Origin of the sequence: Polynucleobacter sp. AP-Kolm-20A-A1, assembly GCF_018688315.1 — a bacterium.
In the GTDB taxonomy this organism is placed as follows: Bacteria; Pseudomonadota; Gammaproteobacteria; order Burkholderiales; family Burkholderiaceae; genus Polynucleobacter.
The window spans coordinates 291,026-311,928 of the sequence record NZ_CP061315.1; the positions used below are offsets into that span (position 1 = coordinate 291,026).

Consider the following 20,903-nt stretch of genomic DNA (forward strand, 5'->3'; position numbering starts at 1 on the left):
TTTTTTTGGGGGTCAAAATACGAGCCTAGGCTTTACAATGAGAGCTATTTTCTCAAACAACCATATTAGTGAGTGATATTACGCTAAAGCCTTCAATTTCCTCTGATCGTACGGTAATCCCCGTCATTCTTTGCGGTGGATCGGGTACGCGTCTTTGGCCACTTTCTAGGGCGGGTTTTCCGAAGCAGTTCTTGGTTTTATCTGGCGGAGACTCTAAACAGAGTCTTTTCCAGCAAGCAATTGCGCGCATTCATACATTAGCGGATTCTAGGGCGACTCTTGGCCCTACCTTAATTGTGACCAATGAAGAGCATCGATTTTTGGCGCTCGATCAATTGCGTGAGTTGGGTGAGCTCAATACTACATTGTTGCTCGAGCCTTCCGGGCGAAATACAGCGCCAGCATTAACCTTGGCGGCACTTCAAGCACAAGAGTTTGGCGGCGACCCAATTTTGGTAGTCACTCCAGCAGATCAAACTATTCAAAACGGCGCTGCATTTACAGCGGCCTTATCGCAAGCTGTCTCCATTGCTAGTGAGGGTGCCATTGCTATTTTGGGCATCACTCCAAATGCGCCTGAGACTGGTTATGGATATATCAAGGCAAAAGAACAAACATCCCAAGCTGCAGGCAGTTTTGTGGTGGAGCGCTTTGTTGAAAAGCCAAGCGCAGAAATTGCTAGGCAATATTTAGAGGAGGGTAACTACTTTTGGAACGGCGGAATGTTCGTTTTAAAAGCGAGTGTTTGGTTATCTGCTTTGAAGGAATTTCGCCCAGATATCTTGGCGGCAACCCAAAAATCTTGGGATGATAAATCAAGGGATGCGTCTGGAGATGCTGTATTCGTGCGCCCCAATCAAGATGCTTTTAATGCCATTCCAAGCGAGTCGGTGGACTATGCTGTGATCGAAAAATGTCCTGGTTCTGCATTTGCAATCAAGATGGTAGAGCTTAATGCCGGCTGGAATGACCTGGGTGCTTGGGATGCGGTGTGGCAAGTAGGCAAGCAAGATTCAAATGGAAATGTCACTAGCGGTGATACTCTTCTTACGAATTCTAAGAATTCATTGGTGCATGCAAGTGGTCGTTTGGTAAGTGCTGTTGGGATTGAAAATCTCATCATTGTTGAGACTGCTGATGCGGTACTTGTCGCTGATAGAAAAAATAGTCAAGATGTAAAAAATATTGTCACCCAATTAGAGGCCCAAAAGCGCGAAGAGAAAAATCTGCACCGTAAGGTATCTCGTCCCTGGGGTTGGTATGACAGTGTTGATGAGGGTGAGCGATTCAAAGTAAAGCGTATTCAGGTTAAGCCTGGTGCCTCCTTGTCATTGCAAATGCATCATCATCGTGCCGAACATTGGATTGTGGTTAAAGGGGTTGCGGAAATCACCAATGGCGATAAAGTTCTCACATTGATGGAAAATCAAAGTACGTATATTCCGCAAGGGCAGACGCATCGTCTTGCTAACCCAGGTACAGAGCCTTTAGAAATCATTGAGGTGCAATCGGGAAGCTATCTAGGCGAGGATGATATTGTTCGCTTTGAGGATAGCTACGGCAGGAATTAATTTATTTATACAGCAATAAAGAGAGTAGATATGAGCAAGCAAAAAGTTGCCTTAATCACCGGAATTACTGGTCAAGATGGATCTTATTTGGCTGAATTCTTATTAGAAAAAGGTTATATTGTTCACGGCATCAAGCGTCGTGCATCCTCTTTTAATACCGAGCGTATTGATCATATCTACCAAGACCCTCATATTAATCACCCGGATTTGATTTTGCACTATGGTGATTTAACTGATACTAGTAATTTAGTGCGCATCATTAAAGAGTGTCAGCCTGATGAGATTTACAACTTGGGTGCGCAGTCCCATGTAGCAGTCTCTTTTGAATCTCCTGAATACACTGCAGACGTAGATGCCATTGGTCCCTTACGTATCTTAGAAGCAATTCGTATCCTTGGCTTGGAAAAGAAATCTCGTTTTTACCAGGCTTCGACTTCTGAGCTCTATGGTTTAGTGCAAGAGATTCCGCAAAAAGAAACCACTCCGTTTTACCCAAGAAGTCCTTATGCAGTCGCAAAAATGTATGCCTACTGGATTACCGTGAACTATCGTGAAGCTTATGGCATGTATGCCTGTAATGGCATCTTGTTTAACCATGAGTCCAAGCGCCGCGGCGAAACTTTTGTGACTCGCAAAGTAACACGTGGCTTGGCAAATATTGCTCAAGGTCTAGAGAAGTGTTTGTACATGGGCAATATTGATGCCTTGCGCGACTGGGGTCATGCAAAAGACTATGTGCGTATGCAATGGTTGATGCTCCAACAAGAGCAACCCGATGATTTTGTGATTGCGACTGGCGTGCAATTTACAGTGCGTGAATTTATTATCCGTAGCGCCAAGCAACTTGGCATTACGCTCAAGTTTGAAGGCAAGGCAGAAAATGAGAAAGCAATTGTTGCCTCTATTGAGGGCGACAAAGCTCCCGCATTAAAAGTAGGTGATGTGGTTGTGCAAATTGATCCACGCTACTACCGTCCGACTGAAGTAGAAACTCTTTTGGGCGATCCTGCTAAGGCCAAAGCCAAACTCGGTTGGGTCCCAGAAATCACTCTAGATGAAATGATTGTGGAGATGGTTGCTAGCGATCTGGAAAAGGCTAGGCAGCATGCTTTATTGGCTAAACACGGCTATTCCGTTTCGGTTGGTAAAGAAAATTAATCGCGATAATGAATTCTGTGCCACTCGATTTAAATCAAAAGGTATATGTAGCGGGCCATCGCGGTATGGTGGGTTCGGCTATTGTGCGCAATCTTCAGGCGATGGGCTATCCCAATATTGTGACTCGCACGCATGCAGAGTTAGATTTGTGCAATCAAGCTGCAGTGCAAGCATTCTTTGCTCAAGAAAGACCTGATCAAGTCTATTTGGCTGCTGCCAAAGTTGGGGGTATTTTTGCCAACAATACTTTTCCGGCAGAGTTTATTTATGACAATCTAATGGTGCAGAACAATGTGATTCATCAAGCATTTGTTCATGGCGTTAAGAAGTTGCTATTTTTAGGTTCCAGCTGCATTTATCCAAAACTGGCACCTCAGCCTATGGGCGAAGATGCGCTCTTGACTGGCAAGCTTGAGCCTACTAATGAGCCTTATGCTGTTGCCAAGATTGCGGGCATCAAAATGTGTGAGAGCTATAACCGTCAGTATGGCGAGTCTCATGGTGTGGATTATCGCTCAGTAATGCCAACCAATTTATATGGACCTGGCGACAATTACCACCCTGAAAATAGCCATGTGATTCCAGCGCTGATCCGCCGCTTTCATGAGGCTAAGATCAGCAATGCGCCCGAGGTGATGATTTGGGGTACTGGCACCCCTAGGCGCGAGTTCTTGTATGTTGATGATATGGCTGCAGCAAGCATCTTTGTGATGAATTTAGATAAGGCTATTTACGATCAGCACACCAGCCCGATGCAAAGTCACATTAATGTAGGCTTTGGTAGCGATGTCACGATTGATCAGGTAGCGCAAGCTATTTCTAAGGCGGTAGGTTACCAAGGTAAGATTAGTTTTGATCCTACTAAGCCTGATGGTGCTCCGCGCAAGTGGATGAATTCTTCACGCTTGAATCAATTGGGTTGGTCAGCCAAGATGTCATTAGATGAGGGTTTGACCCGGGCTTATGAAGCCTTTATTTCACTCTAACGCGAATCTTATTGATGAAGTTGCCTCCCTCGATTTCTAAATTGGATTGTGGGGTATATGCCCTTTCATTGACCTTATGTTTTTTGCTGTTCAAGCAATCAGACTTGACGCATACCAATAGCTCCTCTTTTGCTTTTCTCCATGGGCATTTTTGGGATTTCTATGAATACAATAAATCACGCATGGGAGATAACAACTATCTTCCAATTTTCTATTGGATTTTTGCGCTCTGGAATTTGCCGCTCAAATTATTGGGGCTCATCCCAGAGGTAACAAGTGTCACCTGGCTTCACCCAACAGTGATTCAGACAATTTGGTCAAAGTTTCTACTAGCCGTTTTTTTCTTTGCCTCAGTTAGTTTGGTAGGAAAAATTGCCGATCAAATATCTGCAGCAACTAAGGCTGCCCAACCTGATTTTCTAGGCCCAAGCTTGCTATTTGCAACCTCACCAATTGCCATTTTTTCGGTATTTATTTTTAGCGGCTACGACATATTTGGACTCTTCTTCGCTCTTTTAGGTCTCCAGTCTTACTTTGCCAAAAGATGGAAATGGTTTGCTTTTTGGTTTTCTGTGGCGATCTCTTTTAAATACTTTGCGGCATTTATATACCTTCCCCTTGTATTAATTATTGAGAAGCGGATCCTGTATCTAATTATTTTTGGAGTTGCCGGGCTTGTGATAAGTGCTTTGCAATTTGCGCTTTATTGGCATAGCGATGTTTTCTTGGGGCAGATTTTTGGTTTAGTTGGGGCAAAAACAGCAGGTGCGACTATAAAAATACGTCCAATTTTGGCTAATGCCGCCTACGTGTTGATGTGCCTCTACCTTTACTTTGCAAAATTCGACTTTAAGTCTGATTTTTTGCAATGGTCGCAACGGGCCATATACGTTTGCATGCTCTCCTATGCGCTACTCTTTAGTTGGGTGCTTTGGCATCCTCAGTGGATCATCCTCATAACTCCTTTTGTTTGTTTATCTTTCTTATTTATTTATTCGCAAAGACTGCTTTTGATAATTGAGATCTTGGGGTATTTAGGTTTTGCTGCTTACACCATGAACAACTGGGCTGGCAATGTAGACAACACGATGCTTTATGGGGGTGCATTTGGAGCCCTTATTCCATATACCAGCACTTTAGTCACTGATGTTATTAGCCGAAAATCAATGGCAATATCTAGAACGTTTTTCTACTTTTCGCTCTATGCACCTTTTTTGATATTTTTGTTCGAGACACTAGTTGTAAGGAGTGCATCCATAAGAAATCGATTCAGTATTGAACTAAATCAATCCAGCGATAATCAGGCGAAGCAAAAAGGATGGCTCTTTAGATTACGTTTTTTGGCAGCTTGTTATTTCGTGATTGCAGTATCTGCAGCCTGCTTTGTTTTCAATTAGCATTAAAAGAAAAAGAAATCTATGAAACCTATCCGCAATGCTTTAAAGCAAATAATGCCACCCATCTTTTGGGGTATTGGTCGCCAGATTAAGCAATTTAGAAAAAGAAACCAAAAACATTATTTCAGCATCAATGGTTTGGATCAGAAGTTGGAAAAACATCTCCCAAAAATGGGCGGATTTTTTGTAGAGCTTGGTGCTAATGATGGCATCAGTCAGTCTAATACGCTTTATTTTGAGCGTTATAAAGGCTGGAGCGGGGTTTTAATTGAGCCTACGCCGCATAACTACTTAAGGTGCTTGGCTAATCGATCTAGCTCCAATCACATCTATTGCAATGCATGCGTCTCATTTGACTATAGCGACCGTTTTGTTGAAATTGTCTTTGCAAATCTCATGTCTAGCCCAGTGGGTTTGGAGTCTGATGTTGAGGATCCCCATACTCATGCGCACTCGGGCAAACAATTTTTGGACTCTACTGACCAAGTGTTTTCATTTGGTGCGGTTGCTAAAACATTAAACTCTGTTTTGCTGGAATCCAAAGCCCCCGCACAAATTGATCTTTTATCTCTTGATGTTGAGGGTGCTGAGATTGAGGTTCTTAAAGGGGTTGATCATAATCAATTTCGCTTTTCTTATATCTGCATAGAATGCCGAGATTTAGCAAAGCTTTCAAGTTATCTTGGTAAATTTGATTACGTAATGATTGAGCAGCTCAGCGGTCACGATTATTTATTTAGAGATCAGCGCTTAAAGTAAATTTAAGGCCGAATGTTCTGGGCCTTAGAAATTTGCGCCTTCCAATAGCGCATCATTAACTTTTCGGTATTGACTGATTTGCTTGCTACGGACGTCAGCGCTTTTTTAAGAAATGCAGCATTGATTTCACCCCAGTCGTTAACAGCAATAACCGGCAAATCCTCAAATAGGTCATTCAGTTTTGCGGCCTTCACAATTGGAATGCAGCCTAATAGCAAGGCCTCCCAAGTGCGATGACAATCAAGCCCGGCTCCATGTGGGGACAAGACAAACTGGTATTGCGCCTGGGATACCCAGGTTTGGTCTACGGGTAAAGGCTCTGGTTGAAAGAAGCATGCTGAATGATCGATTTGTTCGTAACAAACTTTACGATCAGCGCGATCAATCGAAAAATGCCAATTGCAAAAAATCTTCGGAATGCGTTGTGCAATAGGCGGTGCATTTTGTGCAATGGTTTGTATTTGCAACTCTTGAAGGGTGGGCAAAATAAATCCACCGCCCCATTGCAGAGGGTTGCTCCATAGGTTGTGAAGATTAATACCGATAGGTAGTGAATAGAGTTTGGGGTGATCTAAGTCTCGATTTTGCGCGAACCAGGAAAGTAGAAGAGGGTTTTGCAGTAATGCCTCTAGACTGCCATTCAGGCTGACATTGTTGATAGGTAAGTCACTGTCGCCACTAACCAATACAAAGGGAATTTTGATCTTTAGAAGAATGTTTTGCACAAAGTAATCAATACCATCACTTGGCACATAAATACTCGGAGCTCGGTTAATGCTCTGAAATTCAAAATCGTTTAATTTCGCAGCAATTCCATTTAAGTAAGGCGTATTGGCAATACTTGATTCTGGGTTTTTGGGGTGGACATCGCAAGAAAACAGAATGGAGCGACTATTAACCAACTGGGCATTAGCAATGGCATAGTCAAAGTTGTCAGCTAGTAAAATTTTAGTAGCGATCTTCCTTCGGTCATGACGTTGCAAAAAACGACCTAAAAATCGATAAAGTGGTCTGTGGAGCATGGTGAATAGCCTGGGTTTTGTATGTGACGCTAAATTGAACCTATTTTCACTTATAGCGGCTTGAAGATTCAAAGTTTTATGTTTTAAGGGAGATTTAAGGCTTATTTTTTGTTATGTACGATACCGTACATAAAAGGCTACCAGGGCATTTATAATCTCTTATAAATAAAGAAACTAAATTCTTGCTGCGATGCAGCATAATGGGGCTAAATAAGCCCCTTTCTCTTGTAAAATTGGCACTTTACTGTCTAAAAGGGTGTTATGAAGGCTGTAATATTAGCTGGGGGTCTTGGAACCCGTATTGCAGAAGAAACATCTTCTCGTCCTAAGCCAATGGTGGAGGTAGGGGGTAAGCCTATTTTATGGCACATCATGAAGATGTATTCGGCCCACGGTGTTAATGAGTTCGTCATCTGCTGTGGTTATAAGGGCTACATGATCAAGGAGTATTTTGCGAACTACTTCTTGCATATGTCGGACGTTACCTTTGATATGGCAAATAATAATGTCATGCAAATTCACCAGCAGTACGCTGAACCATGGAAAATCACCTTAATTGATACCGGCGAAAACACCTTAACTGGTGGTCGGCTTAAGCGTGTACGCCAATATCTTGGTAGTGAGGATTTTTGCTTTACCTACGGCGATGGTGTAGGTGACGTAGATCTTACTAAGCTTATTGCCTTTCATAAGGCGCATGGTAAACAAGCTACAGTTACCGCAGTTCAGCCTCCAGGTCGATTTGGAGCGCTGGACATGGATGGCACTTCAGTGAAAAGCTTTATAGAAAAACCCCATGGCGATGGCATGTACATTAATGGCGGATTTTTTGTACTATCACCTAAGGTAATTGATTTAATAGAAGATGACAGCACAATCTGGGAGCGTAAGCCCTTGGAATCATTGGCAACCTCTGGTCAGTTGCAAGCCTTTACTCACAATGGCTTTTGGCAGCCTATGGATACATTGCGCGACAAGCAACATCTTGAAGAGTTGTGGTCAGGCGGTAAAGCGCCATGGAAGATGTGGGCGTAAGCGTGCTTAATCCACGCGCATTGAAAGGCGCAGCTGTTGATCCATCTTTTTGGATGGGGAAACGTGTATTTTTAACAGGACATACTGGATTTAAAGGAGGGTGGCTTGCGCTATGGCTTGCCTCCATAGGGGCCAAAGTCACTGGTTACGCGTTGACTCCAAATACTAACCCTAATTTTTACGAGGTTGCTAAAGTTGCGGGCGATCTCGAACAATCTCATATTGCTGATATTCGTGATTTAGATAGGCTAAAACAAACAATGGCTGAAGCTAGGCCAGAGATTGTCATTCATATGGCAGCACAACCTCTGGTTCGCTACTCGTATTTAAATCCAGTGGAAACTTATGCCACCAATGTCATGGGAACGGTTCATATCCTTGAATCTATCCGAAATTTAGATTGTGTGCGCGCTGTAGTAGTGGTAACTACAGACAAGTGTTACGAAAATAAAGAATGGTCATGGGGCTATCGCGAAAATGAGCCAATGGGTGGACATGATCCCTACAGCAACAGCAAAGGCTGCGCTGAGTTAGTTACCAGCGCTTATCGCCAATCATATTTTTCTCCGGAAAAATACGCTCAACATCAGGTGGCCATCGCTTCAGCACGTGCTGGCAATGTTATCGGCGGAGGTGATTGGTCTGAGGATCGTTTAATTCCAGATGCAATTAAAGCTTTTGAGACGCAACAATCCTTGATGATTCGCAACCCTTTAGCTACTCGTCCTTGGCAGCATGTCTTAGAGCCATTATCTGGTTATTTGATATTGGCTCAGGCGCTTTATCAAGAGGGAGCCAAGTTTGATGGGGGCTGGAATTTTGGCCCGCGCGACGAGGATGCTAGGGCGGTCCAAGAAGTTATTGATTTATTGATTAAAAATTGGCCATCAGCAGCCAGTTGGACTCAAGATCAAAGCGAGCAGCCTCATGAGGCACATTCTCTAAAGCTTGATTGTTCAAAAGCGCGCCAATATCTCAATTGGGTGCCGAGATGGAATTTAGAGCAGGCAATCAAAAATATTACACAGTGGCATGAAGCACAGCATCAGAAAAGCAATATGCATGAGATGAGCTTAATGCAAATTGCCGCTTATCAAAACTCTTAATTTTTTAAACAGATAAAAATATGACCGAAACCTCTATCTCAGTTGATCAGTTCGCAAAAGACAAAATTCGCAAGCAAATTTTGGAATTGGTCAAAGAGTATTCCGCTTTAGAATTTGCACCCAAAAAATTTATACCAGGGCAAACGGCCGTACCTCCGTCGGGTAAGTTGATAGATTCTAGAGAGTTGGAAAATATGGTCGAGGCATCTTTGGATGGATGGCTTACCACTGGCCGCTTTAATGACCTATTTGAAAAAAAGCTTGCTGAATTTATTGGGGTAAAACATCTCATCACTGTGAATTCAGGCTCCTCTGCAAATTTAGTGGCCTTCTCGACATTGACATCTTCTAAGTTGGGCGATCGCGCCATTAAAAAGGGCGACGAAGTAATTGGCGTTGCTGCTGGCTTTCCAACTACGGTAAATCCGATTGTGCAGTTTGGTGCAGTGCCTGTTTTTGTGGATGTGGATCCAATCACTCACAATATTGATGCCTCTAAAATTGAAGCGGCAATTAGCCCAAAAACCAAGGCAATTATGTTGGCCCACTCTTTGGGTAATCCGTTTAACTTAGACGTTGTTACAGCAATCTGCAAGAAGCACAGCCTTTGGTTGGTTGAGGATTGCTGTGATGCTCTGGGTACGACATACAAAGGAAAGATGGTTGGTACCTTTGGCGATATTGGTACGCTGAGTTTTTATCCGGCCCACCACATTACTATGGGTGAGGGCGGAGCAGTATTTACAAATAATTACGAGCTTAAGCAAATTGCAGAAAGTTTTAGGGACTGGGGCCGTGATTGTTATTGCCCCCCAGGAAAAGACAATACATGCGGCAAACGTTTTGCCTGGCAGTTGGGCGACTTGCCTTTTGGATACGATCATAAATATACATATAGTCACTTGGGGTACAACCTAAAGATTACTGATATGCAGGCAGCCTGCGCTCTCGCTCAGCTAGAAAAAGCGCCTGCATTTATTCAGGCACGAAAAGATAACTTTAAGTTTTTAAAAGAGCGACTCGCCACTTGTGAAGAGTTTTTACAATTACCTCAGGCAACAGAAGACTCAGACCCCTCTTGGTTTGGTTTTCCAATCACATTAAAAGAAGGTTGTCCTGTATCTCGCGTGGATCTCACAACCTATTTGGATCAAAATAAGATTGGAACAAGATTGCTATTTGCTGGTAACTTAGTTCGCCAGCCATATATGAAGGATGCGCAGTACCGCATTAGTGGCGAACTTAAGAATACCGATAATGTAATGAATAATACTTTTTGGATTGGTGTGCAGCCAGCTTTGACTAAAGAAATGTTGGAATACGCTGCCACTCAAATTGAAGCATTCCTGGGCGTTAATTTTTAATGACTGAGGGTCGTAAGAAATTACTTTTGTTTGGCGGATCTGGTCAGATTGCCCAGGAAGTTGCTGCTAAATTTGGTGATAAGAATTGGGATGTTTGTACGGTGGCGCGGACTCCAAGTATTGCCCATCCTAGCGCAATCATCTGGGATGTTATGGCTGGAAATAATCTTCCAGGCAGTCTAGGGTTGAGAGCCCCGTTTGATGCAGTCTGCTGGGCACAGGGCGCCAATTTAAATGACAGCATTTATGAGTTTAATAAAACCAGTCATCAAATACTTTACGAGGCAAATGTACTTTTTATTCTGGAGTCTTTGAGTCAACTGTTGAGGGCTGAAGTATTGGTGGAGTCGGCGAAACTTTGTATTGTTAGTTCAATTTGGCAAGAAATTTCCAGGCAAAACAAGTTGAGCTATGCAATCTCTAAATCGGCATTAAGAGGCTTAGTTTTATCCTTAGCCAATGATTTGGCTGAGGATGGTTATTTGGTGAATGCAGTTTTGCCGGGCGCCTTAGATACCCCAATGACTCGTAGCAACTTGTCAGAGCAGCAAATACGCTCAATTGAAGGCGCTACAAAGTTTAATAAATTAGCCACACTGGGAGATGTTGCCTCCACTATATTTTTTCTATGTTCAGAAGAAAACAGTGGAGTTACTGGACAGTTTTTAAAAGTAGATTTAGGGTTTTCCGATGTCCGTAATATTTAAAGTCGAGGCAAGCTCTGGTCCTTATCAGGTTCAAATTGGGGCTAATCTGCAAATAACATCTGAAAGAGAGAATTCTTTTTCAATTGCTGATGAGCTCGTTTTTAATTTATGGAAAGACATTATTCCTACAGATGCATTTACAGTTCTGGCGGTCGAGCAAAATAAAACACTAGAAACTAGTTCGAAAATAATTGAGGCAATGAGGTCAAAAGGTGTTCAAAGGGGATCGCATTTAAAGGCCTTTGGCGGTGGAATAATTCAGGATTTAGCTACTGTTACATCTTCGTTATACATGAGGGGCATTGGTTGGACTTATTACCCCACAACCTTACTTGGAATGGTCGACTCATGTATCGGGGGGAAATCCTCAATTAATGTGGGGCGCTATAAAAATATCGCAGGTAATTTTTACCCTCCCCAAGAAATTATTATTGATGTTGAATTTTGTAAAACATTATCCACCCCCGAGCAGGTAGCAGGCTTATGCGAAGCTGTAAAAATTTGCTATGCTGCAAAAAATGATAGTTTTGACCAATATGTTAAAAACTTTTTAGATCTTCCATTGCCATTTTCAAGTGAGCAATTATTGAGGTTAGTCGAATTAAGTTTGCTAACAAAAAAAACCTTTATCGAAGAGGATGAGTTCGATAATGGGGTGCGGCTATTGCTTAATTTCGGACATACTATTGGCCACGCAATTGAAGCTGCAACTCATTTTTCTATAACGCATGGTGTTGCTATAGGCATTGGGATGTTGGCTGAGATTCGTATGGGTATGCTTTTGAGTGGCCTCAATGAATTGCCTGAACGCGCAAAGCTATTGGATTTATATATTCGACGTCTGTTAAAGAATATCCCCTATATGGTGAATACAATTCGCAATCTTGATGTAAGCACGGCATTTGAGGCATTTAAATCAGATAAAAAACATACTGATCAATCTTATGTAATTGTCGTATTGGATAATCGAGGATATTTAAAGCGAGTCTCTATCCCGGTATCAGAGGATATCAACCGGATTACTCTTGAAATTTTTGAATGGGTAAAGAAGGATTTTTTACTATGAAGTACAGCGATTTAATAGCCGATTGGCTTGTAGACTTGGGGTACACCCATTGCTTCACTGTTGGCGGTGGAAACATTATGCATTTGACGGAAAGCTTGAGTCGAAAAATGAAAATGGTTGCCGTAGTTAATGAGGTTGCCGCTGGAATTGCCGCTGAATACTTCAATGAAACATCTAAAAATGGTAAAGCTTTTGCCCTAGTGACTGCTGGACCTGGGTTGACTAATATAGTGACTGCAATGGCAGGGGCATATTTAGAGAGTAGGGAGCTTTTGGTTATTGGGGGTCAGGCTAAAACTTTAGATCTGGCAAGAGGGCTTTTACGTCAGCGTGGAATTCAGGAGATTGATGGCGTTTCTATAGCGAAGCCAATTACAGTTTGCTCGAGGTTAATGGATGATGTATTGAGTGCTGATGAATTTGCAGACCTTGTGATGATTGGACGTAGCGGTAGAAAAGGACCAGTGTTTCTGGAAATTCCACTGGATATTCAGGCAAGGCAAGTGGAGCAAGCTGGTGTCAGCCGTCGATTTATTGAGAGTGACTCCAGTTCGATATCAAAAGTCCCTTATGTGGTAACTGAGCAGCTGGCGGTCAAATTTAATGAAGCTAGTCGCCCTGTAATTCTATTGGGTGGTGGCGTTTCTCGTGAGGTTGCCAGAGAGCTGAGGTCTGATTTAGCAGCTCTGGGTTGTCCTGTGATGACAACGTGGAATGCTGCCGATCGCATGGCTGCGGATGAGTTGAATTATCTTGGTCGTCCTAATACCTGGGGACAACGTTCTTCAAATATGATTTTGCAGCAAGCTGATTTTGCATTGATCATTGGTTCTCGTCTGGGCTTACAGCAAACAGGATTTAATTGGCAGCAATTTGTACCCAAGGGGTTTGTAGTCCAGATAGATCTTGATAGGGCCGAATTAGAAAAAGGGCATCCTAAGGTTGATATGCCAATACTGGGTGACGCAAACCAGTTTTTAGTTGATTTTTTAAATCAAAAACTTTCTCCAAAATTGGATTGGCTTAATTATGCAAAAAAAATTCGCAAAGCCATTCCCCTGTCTGAAGCAATTAACAAGCCTAGGGATGAATATATCTCGCCATTTGATTTGGTTAAAAGCCTATCAAGGCTATGTAATGCCGAAGATGTAATCGTTCCATGCAGTAGCGGTAGCGCTTTTACTTCAATGATGCAGGTGTTTGAGCAAAAATCCGGTCAAACTATTATTACCAACAAAGGACTGGCATCTATGGGGTACGGATTATCCGGGGCCATAGGCGCAGCATTCTCTAGCCCCAACAAGCGCGTGGTTTTGGTAGAGGGGGACGGAGGCTTCTCTCAGAACCTCCAGGAAATTGGGACTGTGGCAATCAATGCGCTGAATATAAAAATGTTTATATTAGACGACTCGGGGTACGCCTCGATTCGCATGACGCAAAAAAACTATTTTGGTGGTCGTTATGTAGGTTGCGATCGCGAAACAGGTCTTGGTTTGCCAATTTGGGATAAATTATTTCAGGCATGGGGAGTGCAGGTGATGAGGCTTGAGCCCGGCTATGAATCAACGCCCGAGTTTCTTGCTGCGCTCTCAAGTGGTGACCCATATGCTTTTATTGTTTCCATTGATCCTGAGCAAACTTATTTTCCAAAAATATCAAGTCGGGTAACTGCAAGTGGAGCAATGGAATCGAATCCATTGCATTTAATGACTCCTGATCTTACGCCAGAAGAAACAACTTTGTACTTGAAGTACCTTGTTTAAATTTCTTGCAAAAAATAATTGGATTTTCTAAATAGGAACTAAAAATGAATAACGAAATATTTAATGATTTATTTGTACTTGAAATGGCGAGCAACCATCAGGGGAGTGTTGATCGTGGGTTGGCAATTATTGATCGCTTCTCTAAAGTAGTTCGATTTAACAATATGCGTGCTGCAATTAAATTGCAGTTCAGAGACATTGATAATTTTATTCACAAAGACTTTATTGATCGCGAAGATATTCGTTATGTCAAAAGACTATCTGATACAAAAATGTCTAAAGAGGATTTTTCACGACTCGTGGATGCCATACGTCAAAGTGGTTGCATTCCAATGTCCACCCCTTTTGATGAAAAATCAGTTGATTGGTGCATTGAGTTTGACATGCCCATTATTAAAGTTGCAAGCGCGGATAACAATGATTGGACATTACTGGAGAAAATTGCACACACCCGTAGGCCGGTAATTATCTCTACTGGTGGTATGACTCAAAAAGATATGGATGATGTGGTCACATTTTTTAAACATCGTGCTATACCGTTGGCATTAAATCATTGCATTGCAGCCTATCCTCATGAAGACAATGAGTGCGAATTAAATCAAATTGATTATCTAAAGCACCGCTATCCAGATGTAGTGATTGGATACTCTTGCCATGAGTATCACGACTGGACTGCATCTATGTATATAGCCTACGGTAAGGGCGTTAGAACATTTGAGCGCCATATAGATATCAACGACGATGGTTTTAAGGTAGCAACCTACTCTTCGTTGCCAGATCAAATTGATACTTGGTTTAAAGCCTGGCATAAGGCCGTTGAGATGTGTGGAACATCCTCAAACCAGAGGCGTAATTTTATTGATCGAGAGATAGCATATTTAGACTCATATGTTCGCGGTGTTTATGCTAAAAGGGATTTAGTTGCTGGGCAAACTCTGACTGAGGATGACTACTATATGGCCATTCCTTTGCAAAAAGGGCAAATTTCCAGTCGTGAGTTGATGCTTGGAAAATTTGGGCACAAGCTTCTGAATTCATGCAGCAAAGATCAACCAATTACTATAGAAATTTTAGATACTCCATATTCGGGAAATGAAGAGTTACTAAAGTCATTCAGGAATAGAGGACTCTGAGTATAGGGCGGTAATTTTATGGCATCATTATTAATTATTGGAGGGTCTGGATTTTTTGGAAAATCCTTTCTTGACGCATATGTGCGGGGGAAGCTAAATCTTTGGAAGATTGATAGCATTGGAGTGCTTTCTAGACATGCTGAGCAACTTAAATTACAGTATCCAGAACTCATTAATGAATCAATAAAACTCATTAACAGTGATATTGCAACATGCCAGGATCTTCCTTTTGCAGATTATGTGATTCATGCTGCCGCCTCTACTGATGCGGCAAATTATCTTATGAGACCCAAAGAGGAAAAATGGAATATACAAGCTGGTACACATAACTACTGTGCCTTGGCAAATAAATTTCATCTAAATAGTCGAATTCTTTATTGTAGTTCTGGTGCTGTTTATGGTCAGCAACCGATGGATGTGGAATATCTATCGGAGGAATTTGATCATGGGTATGTAGATGAAATGTCGATTACCAAGCGAGATTATGCGATGGCAAAGCGTGATTCCGAAAAATCAATTCAGGCTCTAGGTTCTCAAGGGGGTGCGGTGAGCATAGCTCGCTGCTTTGCTTTTGTTGGTAAATACCTGCCAAGAGACCAGCACTTTGCAATTGGTAATTTTATAGAGGATGGATTAAAGGGGCGTTCGATTGAAGTTAGATCGAATCATTTGGTCTATCGGAGTTATATGTATGCAGATGACCTTGTTCATTGGCTTATGACAATTTGTCATTCTGCCAGTACCCATTGCCCCATTTATAACGTAGGCTCAGATCAGGCCATAACCATTAGCGATCTCGCTATGGTGGTTGCACAAAGATTTTCTGTGCACATCAATAAAATGGAAATAAGTCGAAATATCGTAGATCGTTATATACCGTCTATCAGCAAAGCAAGGGATCAACTGGGCCTTAGCTTGTCAACTGATATTGCGGGCGCAATTGATAAAACTATTGCGGCATTACGTTTTGATAACCTAAATGCATAATCGGGAAAAGATTCGTTATCTAATAGTAGGGGCGGCTAATACCTTGACTGGCTACTTTGTTGGCGTTGGTTTTTATGAAGCATTAAGTAGCAGCACTAATATTTTATTGGTTGGGTTAATCTCCAACGTATTTTCAATAACAGTATCATTCTTAACTTATAAGATTTTCGTATTCAAAACCAAAGGTATGTGGCTTTCGGAGTATTTTAAATCATATATTGTCTATGGCGGCGTATCAATAATTAGTATCTTGTTGTTATGGGTGTTTATGGATAAGTTGAAGATATCAATTTGGATATCGCAGGCTCTAATAATAGGAATGACCGTATTCATCTCTTATGTGGGTCACTCTAGATTTACATTTAAACGTAGAAGCACGCAATAACGAAGGATTAAATGGAAAATAAGACGCTAATAAGCATTACCTCCCCTTGTTTTAATGAGGGTGAAAATATTGAAGAGCTCTATAAGCGCGTTGTCAAAGTTATGGAGATATTTCCAGAATACGATTTTGAATATATATTTATTGATAATGCATCTACCGATCAAACGGTAGAAATATTACGAGGACTCGCAAGGAAAGATCCTCGCATAAAAATTATTGTTAACACTAGAAATTTTGGGCACATTCGTTCGCCATATTGGGGAATTATTAGCACAAAGGGATCTGCAACCATATATTTAGCCTCGGATCTTCAGGATCCACCTGAATTAATAGCTGAATTTATTTCACAGTGGCAGTTGGGGTTTAAAATTGTTCTAGCTGTCAAGCCCGTGACATCAGCAAATCCAATAATGCATTATTTTCGAAGAATCTACTACAGGTTGCTTGATAAAATTTCTGAAGTATCGATTACAAAAGATGCAACTGGATTTGGCCTATACGATAAAGTGGTTCTAGATCACATACGCGAAATCAATGATCCATACCCTTTTTTGCGGGGTCTAATATGTGAGCTAGGGTATAAAATTAAGACAGTTCCCTTTAACCAACCTAGACGTCTTAAGGGAATATCAAAAAATAATTTCTATAGCCTATTTGATATTGCTTTGCTTGGAATAGTTAGCCATTCCATGGTTCCAATCAGAGTTGCTTCAATGCTAGGATTTCTAGTTGCATTTATAAGTATTTTATCTGCATTTATTCTTTTTTTAGCAAAGATATTTTTTTGGGAAAGTTTTCCAGTGGGTTATGCTCCAGCAGGCATTGGTATTCTACTGATGTTTGGCATTCTATTATTTTTTATTGGAATGGTGGGGGAGTATGTGGGGGTAATTCATAATCATGTGCAAAGACACCCAATAGTTGTTGAAAAAGAAAGAATAAATTTCTAAATATGAAATATAAAGAATTATTCATATTTAGATTATCAATAGCATGCTCATTAATATTTTTTGGGTACACAGCATTTTTTTATATACAAAATTCTTATTTACCTCCCCCATTCGTATTTCATAAATTTGATAGTTTTATGGATTTCTATAATGTAATGCATTGGGCAAAACAAGATGGAATATATGCTGAATGGGGGTCAGTATACCCACCATTAAATTTTCTAATTATGCAATTATTAGAAAATTTATTTAACCTTGTAAATATTGGTAGTGGAAGTGTAGAGTTAAGACAAATAACTGGTTATAAAATATTATATTTGATACTTATATTTTATATCTCAATTGGAATGGCAGTAAAAATAAGTTGCAAAAAAAATAATGAAAATGATAGATTTATATACTTCTTCATAATAGCAATATTCAGTGCACCCTTTTTATTCGCTATAGAGCGTGGTAATTTAATTATATTATGCTTGCCATTTTTAAGTATTTACGCATATTCGAATTCTCAGTTGCTAAAGGCAATGAGCCTAGCTTTTCTTATAAATTTAAAGCCATATTTTATAATAGTATTTATAATTGATTTTTTTAGTAAAAATAAAAAAAATAACGATATTATATTATTATCATCATTTTCTTTATTGATATTAATTATAAGTGGATTAATTCTGGATCAAGAATATTACTTTCTTCCAATAAATTTACTGGGTTTCGCTTCAGTTGGTTCAACATTAAATCCTGAAGATATCTTAGCTTTACCTATATCTTTGCTAGCTTTTAAATATATTCAAAATGATATATATGGATATAGCATTATTAGGTTTTTGGGGCATATTTCTATGCTTGCCATATATTTTTTAATATTTAAATCAATTATTATTAATAAAAATAATAATCAAAAAGAGAAATATACATTAATATTATCGATAATTATCTTAACAAACTTTTCTGTGAGTACCGGAGGTTACGGCGCGCTTTATTATATTTGCATATTGCCGATATTATATAAGGAAAAGTTATTTTTTATATTTAATGTAATAATATTATTTATATTAAATGGAATTTGGGATTTAATATCAATATATAATTTTAAATATGAATATATGAATGTATATTTATCTAATGAATATTTAAATATTCCCCAAAGTATTACGCTGGGAACAATTATTAGGCCCATCGCTAATTTTATGGTCCTAGTGTTATTTTATCAAAATATAAAAGAAGCCAGCCATGTCAAAAATATTTAATATTAGTATTAAGCAAATTATTATAATATTAATCATTTCTTCTCCCATGGGTTATTATTTATACTCACAGGAAGTTGAAAAAATAATTTACGAGATTAATGTTGAAGGCGGCACTATTATTTCAAAGAATTTATGCGGAGACATTCGTGAAATAAATGGCTTAATTGTTACTCAACCACGAGCTAACGACCATATTTCTAAAGTCATAAGCGGCATATATGCTGAATATCCTAATAAAGAAGCCGCAGGGAAGGTGGGTTATGACTCTGGCAAAAATGAATATAAAATAGTTTTTAAAGCAAAATATAGCGATAGAGAGATTTTAGCAAGCGAGGGAAGAAAAATTATTCGCTACATACTTGATTTGGAGAATAAGATATATGAAAAATACTATAGGAATATAAAGCTAAATTGTGCGCATGGGGCTTACCAAGCATTTTCTTATATCCCTTTGGATACAAATTCTATAAGTTATTTTACGAGTCGTAGACATGACAAATGGCATGCATATGTATTATTAATTTCACCACTCATAATAATTTATTTACTAATTATAGTAATTAGAAGGATAAAGGCGGTAGAAAATAATAAAAATGCATAAAATTAATACTTATTTAACAAATAATTTTAATTTTTCAAAAAGTAAAATAAGATTATTATTCGCATTAAAAATATTAATAATAATATTTGCGATTTATTCTGCCTCTAAGTTACCTATTTATCCCGATGAAGTAGCTTACAAGATTTTCCTTGAAAGATTTTTCATAAATGGTGGATTTAAACAGTCTCTTACCCCGTACTGTACTTCTGGGTTCATGATCCGCCCTGCAGCCTTTTTATGGCCCGCAGCTATTGCATGGTCGTCTTTAGCATTCTTTGGGGAGGGGTGGGCTTCATATAGGTTGTTACCTCTATTGCTACTACTCACGGTTCTAATTTATTTAGCTTTTGTTAACTATAAGGCTTGTGGATCGATACCTTGGGCTTCAATTTTATTGGTGGGAATATCGCCATGGCTTTATGGATTATTGATATTAAGACCTGAAATTTTCCTTTTAGCACTTGGATTACTTATATATATATTATGTTTAAAGATAAATAAAACGTTTAATAAATATTTATTAATATTTTTGCCTATAATAGTTATATTCATTTATAGTCTAATATTATATATTCATCCAAAGGCACTCTATTTCCTGCCATTAATTTTATATGGGATATTATTGGGTGCATTAAATATTAAAGGTAATTTTAAATCATTAATCTATAGCATATTTTTTTGTTTAATTGCAGTGCTATTATCGATATCGGCATTGAATATTCATAAGGAGCAATATTTAACATGCCCTGAAGTTCCTAGTATTCAAATAACCATGAATAGCCAGGCCTTAAATTTGATGAAAATATTTGAAGATAGAGGTGATTTTTTAAAGCAGGTAAATAAATTATTTGGCCCTGAAATTACTGAAAGAACTTTATCACAGTTTAATTTTAAAAAAAATTATGATATTGGATACTTACCTTCAAAGCCATTCATTGAGAATATTGATAAAATAATGAATTTTAGTAATAAAATTGTAATTCTATTAGAATTGCTAATATTAATATTATCAGTTATTTTTAGCTTTAAAGTAATGCCTATAAAAGATTGGATATTAATATTTTTATTTACAATTGGATTATTATCATCAAGTTTTCTTAGCTTTTCTCGTAACTGGTATGATATTTCAATGTTTATGGGTTCAATATTGGTATCCACAGCATTATACTATTCGCATTGTTATAATTTTTTAATAAAATATTTCAATAATACATATAAAACTATTTATATGTATTTAATAATATTTTGTTCAATTGGTACGATGTATCTAATATCAGTAAATTTTAATAATTCTTTTGATGGTGGATATACTGGTCCTGGCATTCCATTGTCTATTGATAAATCAACTCTCAAAACAAGTATTAATGAAATTCTTGATAAATATGATTTAGACATAAGGGATTCAATCATTGTTGATGATCTCACATATGAGTACTTAAAAAAAAGTAAAAAAGTTTTTCCTGCTAGCTACCTAGGTCTATTATTTGATCAGCCCAATCTTATTAACAATGTTCTTTATACTGAAAAGGTGAAATATGGAATTGTTCGCTGCAATACTTTTACATATTTGATCTCCTCAATTCCCAGCTTAAATTGGGGGTTAATTGAAATGACTCTGGATAAATCTTCTTTAGAAAAATTATGTATATTTTCTACCAAATAATTT

At 39.1% G+C, this 20,903-nt stretch carries 19 protein-coding genes; 18 read left to right on the plus strand and 1 reads right to left on the minus strand.

The genetic code is table 11. The features are described from left to right. Positions 1-68: 68 nt before the first annotated feature. From C2745_RS01600 to C2745_RS01620, 5 genes are read left to right on the plus strand one after another with little or no spacing between them, the layout of a single operon-like run. Entirely contained in the window at positions 69-1,571 is a 1,503-nt protein-coding gene (locus C2745_RS01600; protein ID WP_305848889.1) for a mannose-1-phosphate guanylyltransferase/mannose-6-phosphate isomerase, read from the plus strand. A 30-nt stretch (positions 1,572-1,601) separates the two neighbouring features. Then, the gene (gmd, locus tag C2745_RS01605; protein WP_215384607.1) at positions 1,602-2,729 is read left to right on the plus strand and encodes a GDP-mannose 4,6-dehydratase; all 1,128 of its coding nucleotides are present in this window, start codon (positions 1,602-1,604) and stop codon (positions 2,727-2,729) included. Positions 2,730-2,737: 8 nt separating this feature from the next. Then, positions 2,738-3,715: a GDP-L-fucose synthase gene (locus C2745_RS01610; RefSeq protein ID WP_215384608.1), complete on the plus strand. Its 978-nt coding sequence runs from the start codon at positions 2,738-2,740 to the stop codon at positions 3,713-3,715. A 14-nt stretch (positions 3,716-3,729) separates the two neighbouring features. Next, a complete protein-coding gene (locus C2745_RS01615) occupies positions 3,730-5,112 on the plus strand; it encodes a hypothetical protein (protein ID WP_215384609.1) in 1,383 nt (460 codons plus the stop codon). A gap of 21 nt (positions 5,113-5,133) precedes the next feature. Next, on the plus strand, positions 5,134-5,871 hold the full coding sequence (locus C2745_RS01620) for an FkbM family methyltransferase (protein WP_215384610.1): 738 nt from the start codon (positions 5,134-5,136) through the stop codon (positions 5,869-5,871). 2 nt (positions 5,872-5,873) lie between these two features. Here the strand turns inward: C2745_RS01620 and C2745_RS01625 are convergent, their stop codons facing one another. Beyond that, positions 5,874-6,893, minus strand: coding sequence for a hypothetical protein (locus tag C2745_RS01625; protein WP_215384611.1), 1,020 nt, complete (start codon positions 6,891-6,893; stop codon positions 5,874-5,876). Between the two features lie 261 nt (positions 6,894-7,154). On the opposite strand from C2745_RS01625, the gene rfbF reads away from it, so the two are divergent. Genes rfbF through C2745_RS01690 form a run of 13 tightly spaced genes read left to right on the plus strand, consistent with a single transcriptional unit; the run spans position 7,155 to position 20,900 of the window. Beyond that, on the plus strand, positions 7,155-7,928 hold the full coding sequence (gene rfbF / locus C2745_RS01630; RefSeq protein ID WP_215384612.1) for a glucose-1-phosphate cytidylyltransferase: 774 nt from the start codon (positions 7,155-7,157) through the stop codon (positions 7,926-7,928). Continuing rightward, positions 7,910-9,034 (plus strand): CDP-glucose 4,6-dehydratase, encoded by a 1,125-nt coding sequence (gene rfbG / locus C2745_RS01635; protein ID WP_215384613.1) that lies wholly within the window; start codon positions 7,910-7,912, stop codon positions 9,032-9,034. Before rfbF ends, rfbG begins: the two co-directional genes overlap by 19 nt. Positions 9,035-9,054: 20 nt before the next feature. Then, positions 9,055-10,398: a lipopolysaccharide biosynthesis protein RfbH gene (gene rfbH / locus C2745_RS01640; protein WP_215384614.1), complete on the plus strand. Its 1,344-nt coding sequence runs from the start codon at positions 9,055-9,057 to the stop codon at positions 10,396-10,398. Then, a complete protein-coding gene (locus C2745_RS01645; RefSeq protein WP_215384615.1) occupies positions 10,398-11,105 on the plus strand; it encodes an SDR family oxidoreductase in 708 nt (235 codons plus the stop codon). The genes rfbH and C2745_RS01645 overlap by 1 nt, the downstream gene beginning before the upstream one ends. Continuing rightward, the gene (locus C2745_RS01650) at positions 11,089-12,171 is read left to right on the plus strand and encodes a 3-dehydroquinate synthase family protein (protein ID WP_215384616.1); all 1,083 of its coding nucleotides are present in this window, start codon (positions 11,089-11,091) and stop codon (positions 12,169-12,171) included. The genes C2745_RS01645 and C2745_RS01650 overlap by 17 nt, the downstream gene beginning before the upstream one ends. Then, positions 12,168-13,934 carry a thiamine pyrophosphate-binding protein gene (locus C2745_RS01655; RefSeq protein WP_215384617.1) on the plus strand — a complete coding sequence of 589 codons (1,767 nt, stop codon included), beginning with the start codon at positions 12,168-12,170 and terminating at the stop codon, positions 13,932-13,934. Before C2745_RS01650 ends, C2745_RS01655 begins: the two co-directional genes overlap by 4 nt. Before the next feature lie 44 nt (positions 13,935-13,978). After that, positions 13,979-15,067 (plus strand): N-acetylneuraminate synthase family protein, encoded by a 1,089-nt coding sequence (locus tag C2745_RS01660; RefSeq protein ID WP_215384618.1) that lies wholly within the window; start codon positions 13,979-13,981, stop codon positions 15,065-15,067. Positions 15,068-15,085: 18 nt separating this feature from the next. Then, complete coding sequence (locus C2745_RS01665; protein ID WP_215384619.1) at positions 15,086-16,054, plus strand: NAD(P)-dependent oxidoreductase; 969 nt, start codon at positions 15,086-15,088, stop codon at positions 16,052-16,054. Beyond that, positions 16,047-16,439, plus strand: a complete 393-nt coding sequence (locus C2745_RS09705) for a GtrA family protein (protein ID WP_215384620.1) — start codon at positions 16,047-16,049, stop codon at positions 16,437-16,439. The genes C2745_RS01665 and C2745_RS09705 overlap by 8 nt, the downstream gene beginning before the upstream one ends. 11 nt (positions 16,440-16,450) lie before the next feature. Further along, complete coding sequence (locus C2745_RS01675; RefSeq protein WP_215384621.1) at positions 16,451-17,389, plus strand: glycosyltransferase family 2 protein; 939 nt, start codon at positions 16,451-16,453, stop codon at positions 17,387-17,389. Positions 17,390-17,391: 2 nt separating this feature from the next. Further along, positions 17,392-18,636, plus strand: coding sequence for a hypothetical protein (locus C2745_RS01680; protein ID WP_215384622.1), 1,245 nt, complete (start codon positions 17,392-17,394; stop codon positions 18,634-18,636). Further along, a complete protein-coding gene (locus C2745_RS01685) occupies positions 18,620-19,237 on the plus strand; it encodes a hypothetical protein (RefSeq protein ID WP_215384623.1) in 618 nt (205 codons plus the stop codon). The genes C2745_RS01680 and C2745_RS01685 overlap by 17 nt, the downstream gene beginning before the upstream one ends. Continuing rightward, positions 19,230-20,900 (plus strand): hypothetical protein, encoded by a 1,671-nt coding sequence (locus tag C2745_RS01690; RefSeq protein WP_215384624.1) that lies wholly within the window; start codon positions 19,230-19,232, stop codon positions 20,898-20,900. Before C2745_RS01685 ends, C2745_RS01690 begins: the two co-directional genes overlap by 8 nt. Positions 20,901-20,903 lie beyond the last annotated feature (3 nt).

Bases quoted from the DNA above. Each gene is read 5' to 3' on its own strand.
- gmd (WP_215384607.1), top strand. From the start codon at position 1,602: ATGAGCAAGCAAAAAGTTGCCTTAATCACCGGAATTACTGGTCAAGAT.
- C2745_RS01610 (WP_215384608.1), top strand. From the start codon at position 2,738: ATGAATTCTGTGCCACTCGATTTAAATCAAAAGGTATATGTAGCGGGC.
- C2745_RS01615 (WP_215384609.1), top strand. From the start codon at position 3,730: ATGAAGTTGCCTCCCTCGATTTCTAAATTGGATTGTGGGGTATATGCC.
- C2745_RS01620 (WP_215384610.1), top strand. From the start codon at position 5,134: ATGAAACCTATCCGCAATGCTTTAAAGCAAATAATGCCACCCATCTTT.
- C2745_RS01625 (WP_215384611.1), bottom strand. From the start codon at position 6,893: ATGCTCCACAGACCACTTTATCGATTTTTAGGTCGTTTTTTGCAACGT.
- rfbF (WP_215384612.1), top strand. From the start codon at position 7,155: ATGAAGGCTGTAATATTAGCTGGGGGTCTTGGAACCCGTATTGCAGAA.
- rfbG (WP_215384613.1), top strand. From the start codon at position 7,910: ATGGAAGATGTGGGCGTAAGCGTGCTTAATCCACGCGCATTGAAAGGC.
- rfbH (WP_215384614.1), top strand. From the start codon at position 9,055: ATGACCGAAACCTCTATCTCAGTTGATCAGTTCGCAAAAGACAAAATT.
- C2745_RS01645 (WP_215384615.1), top strand. From the start codon at position 10,398: ATGACTGAGGGTCGTAAGAAATTACTTTTGTTTGGCGGATCTGGTCAG.
- C2745_RS01650 (WP_215384616.1), top strand. From the start codon at position 11,089: ATGTCCGTAATATTTAAAGTCGAGGCAAGCTCTGGTCCTTATCAGGTT.
- C2745_RS01655 (WP_215384617.1), top strand. From the start codon at position 12,168: ATGAAGTACAGCGATTTAATAGCCGATTGGCTTGTAGACTTGGGGTAC.
- C2745_RS01660 (WP_215384618.1), top strand. From the start codon at position 13,979: ATGAATAACGAAATATTTAATGATTTATTTGTACTTGAAATGGCGAGC.
- C2745_RS01665 (WP_215384619.1), top strand. From the start codon at position 15,086: ATGGCATCATTATTAATTATTGGAGGGTCTGGATTTTTTGGAAAATCC.
- C2745_RS09705 (WP_215384620.1), top strand. From the start codon at position 16,047: ATGCATAATCGGGAAAAGATTCGTTATCTAATAGTAGGGGCGGCTAAT.
- C2745_RS01675 (WP_215384621.1), top strand. From the start codon at position 16,451: ATGGAAAATAAGACGCTAATAAGCATTACCTCCCCTTGTTTTAATGAG.
- C2745_RS01680 (WP_215384622.1), top strand. From the start codon at position 17,392: ATGAAATATAAAGAATTATTCATATTTAGATTATCAATAGCATGCTCA.
- C2745_RS01685 (WP_215384623.1), top strand. From the start codon at position 18,620: ATGTCAAAAATATTTAATATTAGTATTAAGCAAATTATTATAATATTA.
- C2745_RS01690 (WP_215384624.1), top strand. From the start codon at position 19,230: ATGCATAAAATTAATACTTATTTAACAAATAATTTTAATTTTTCAAAA.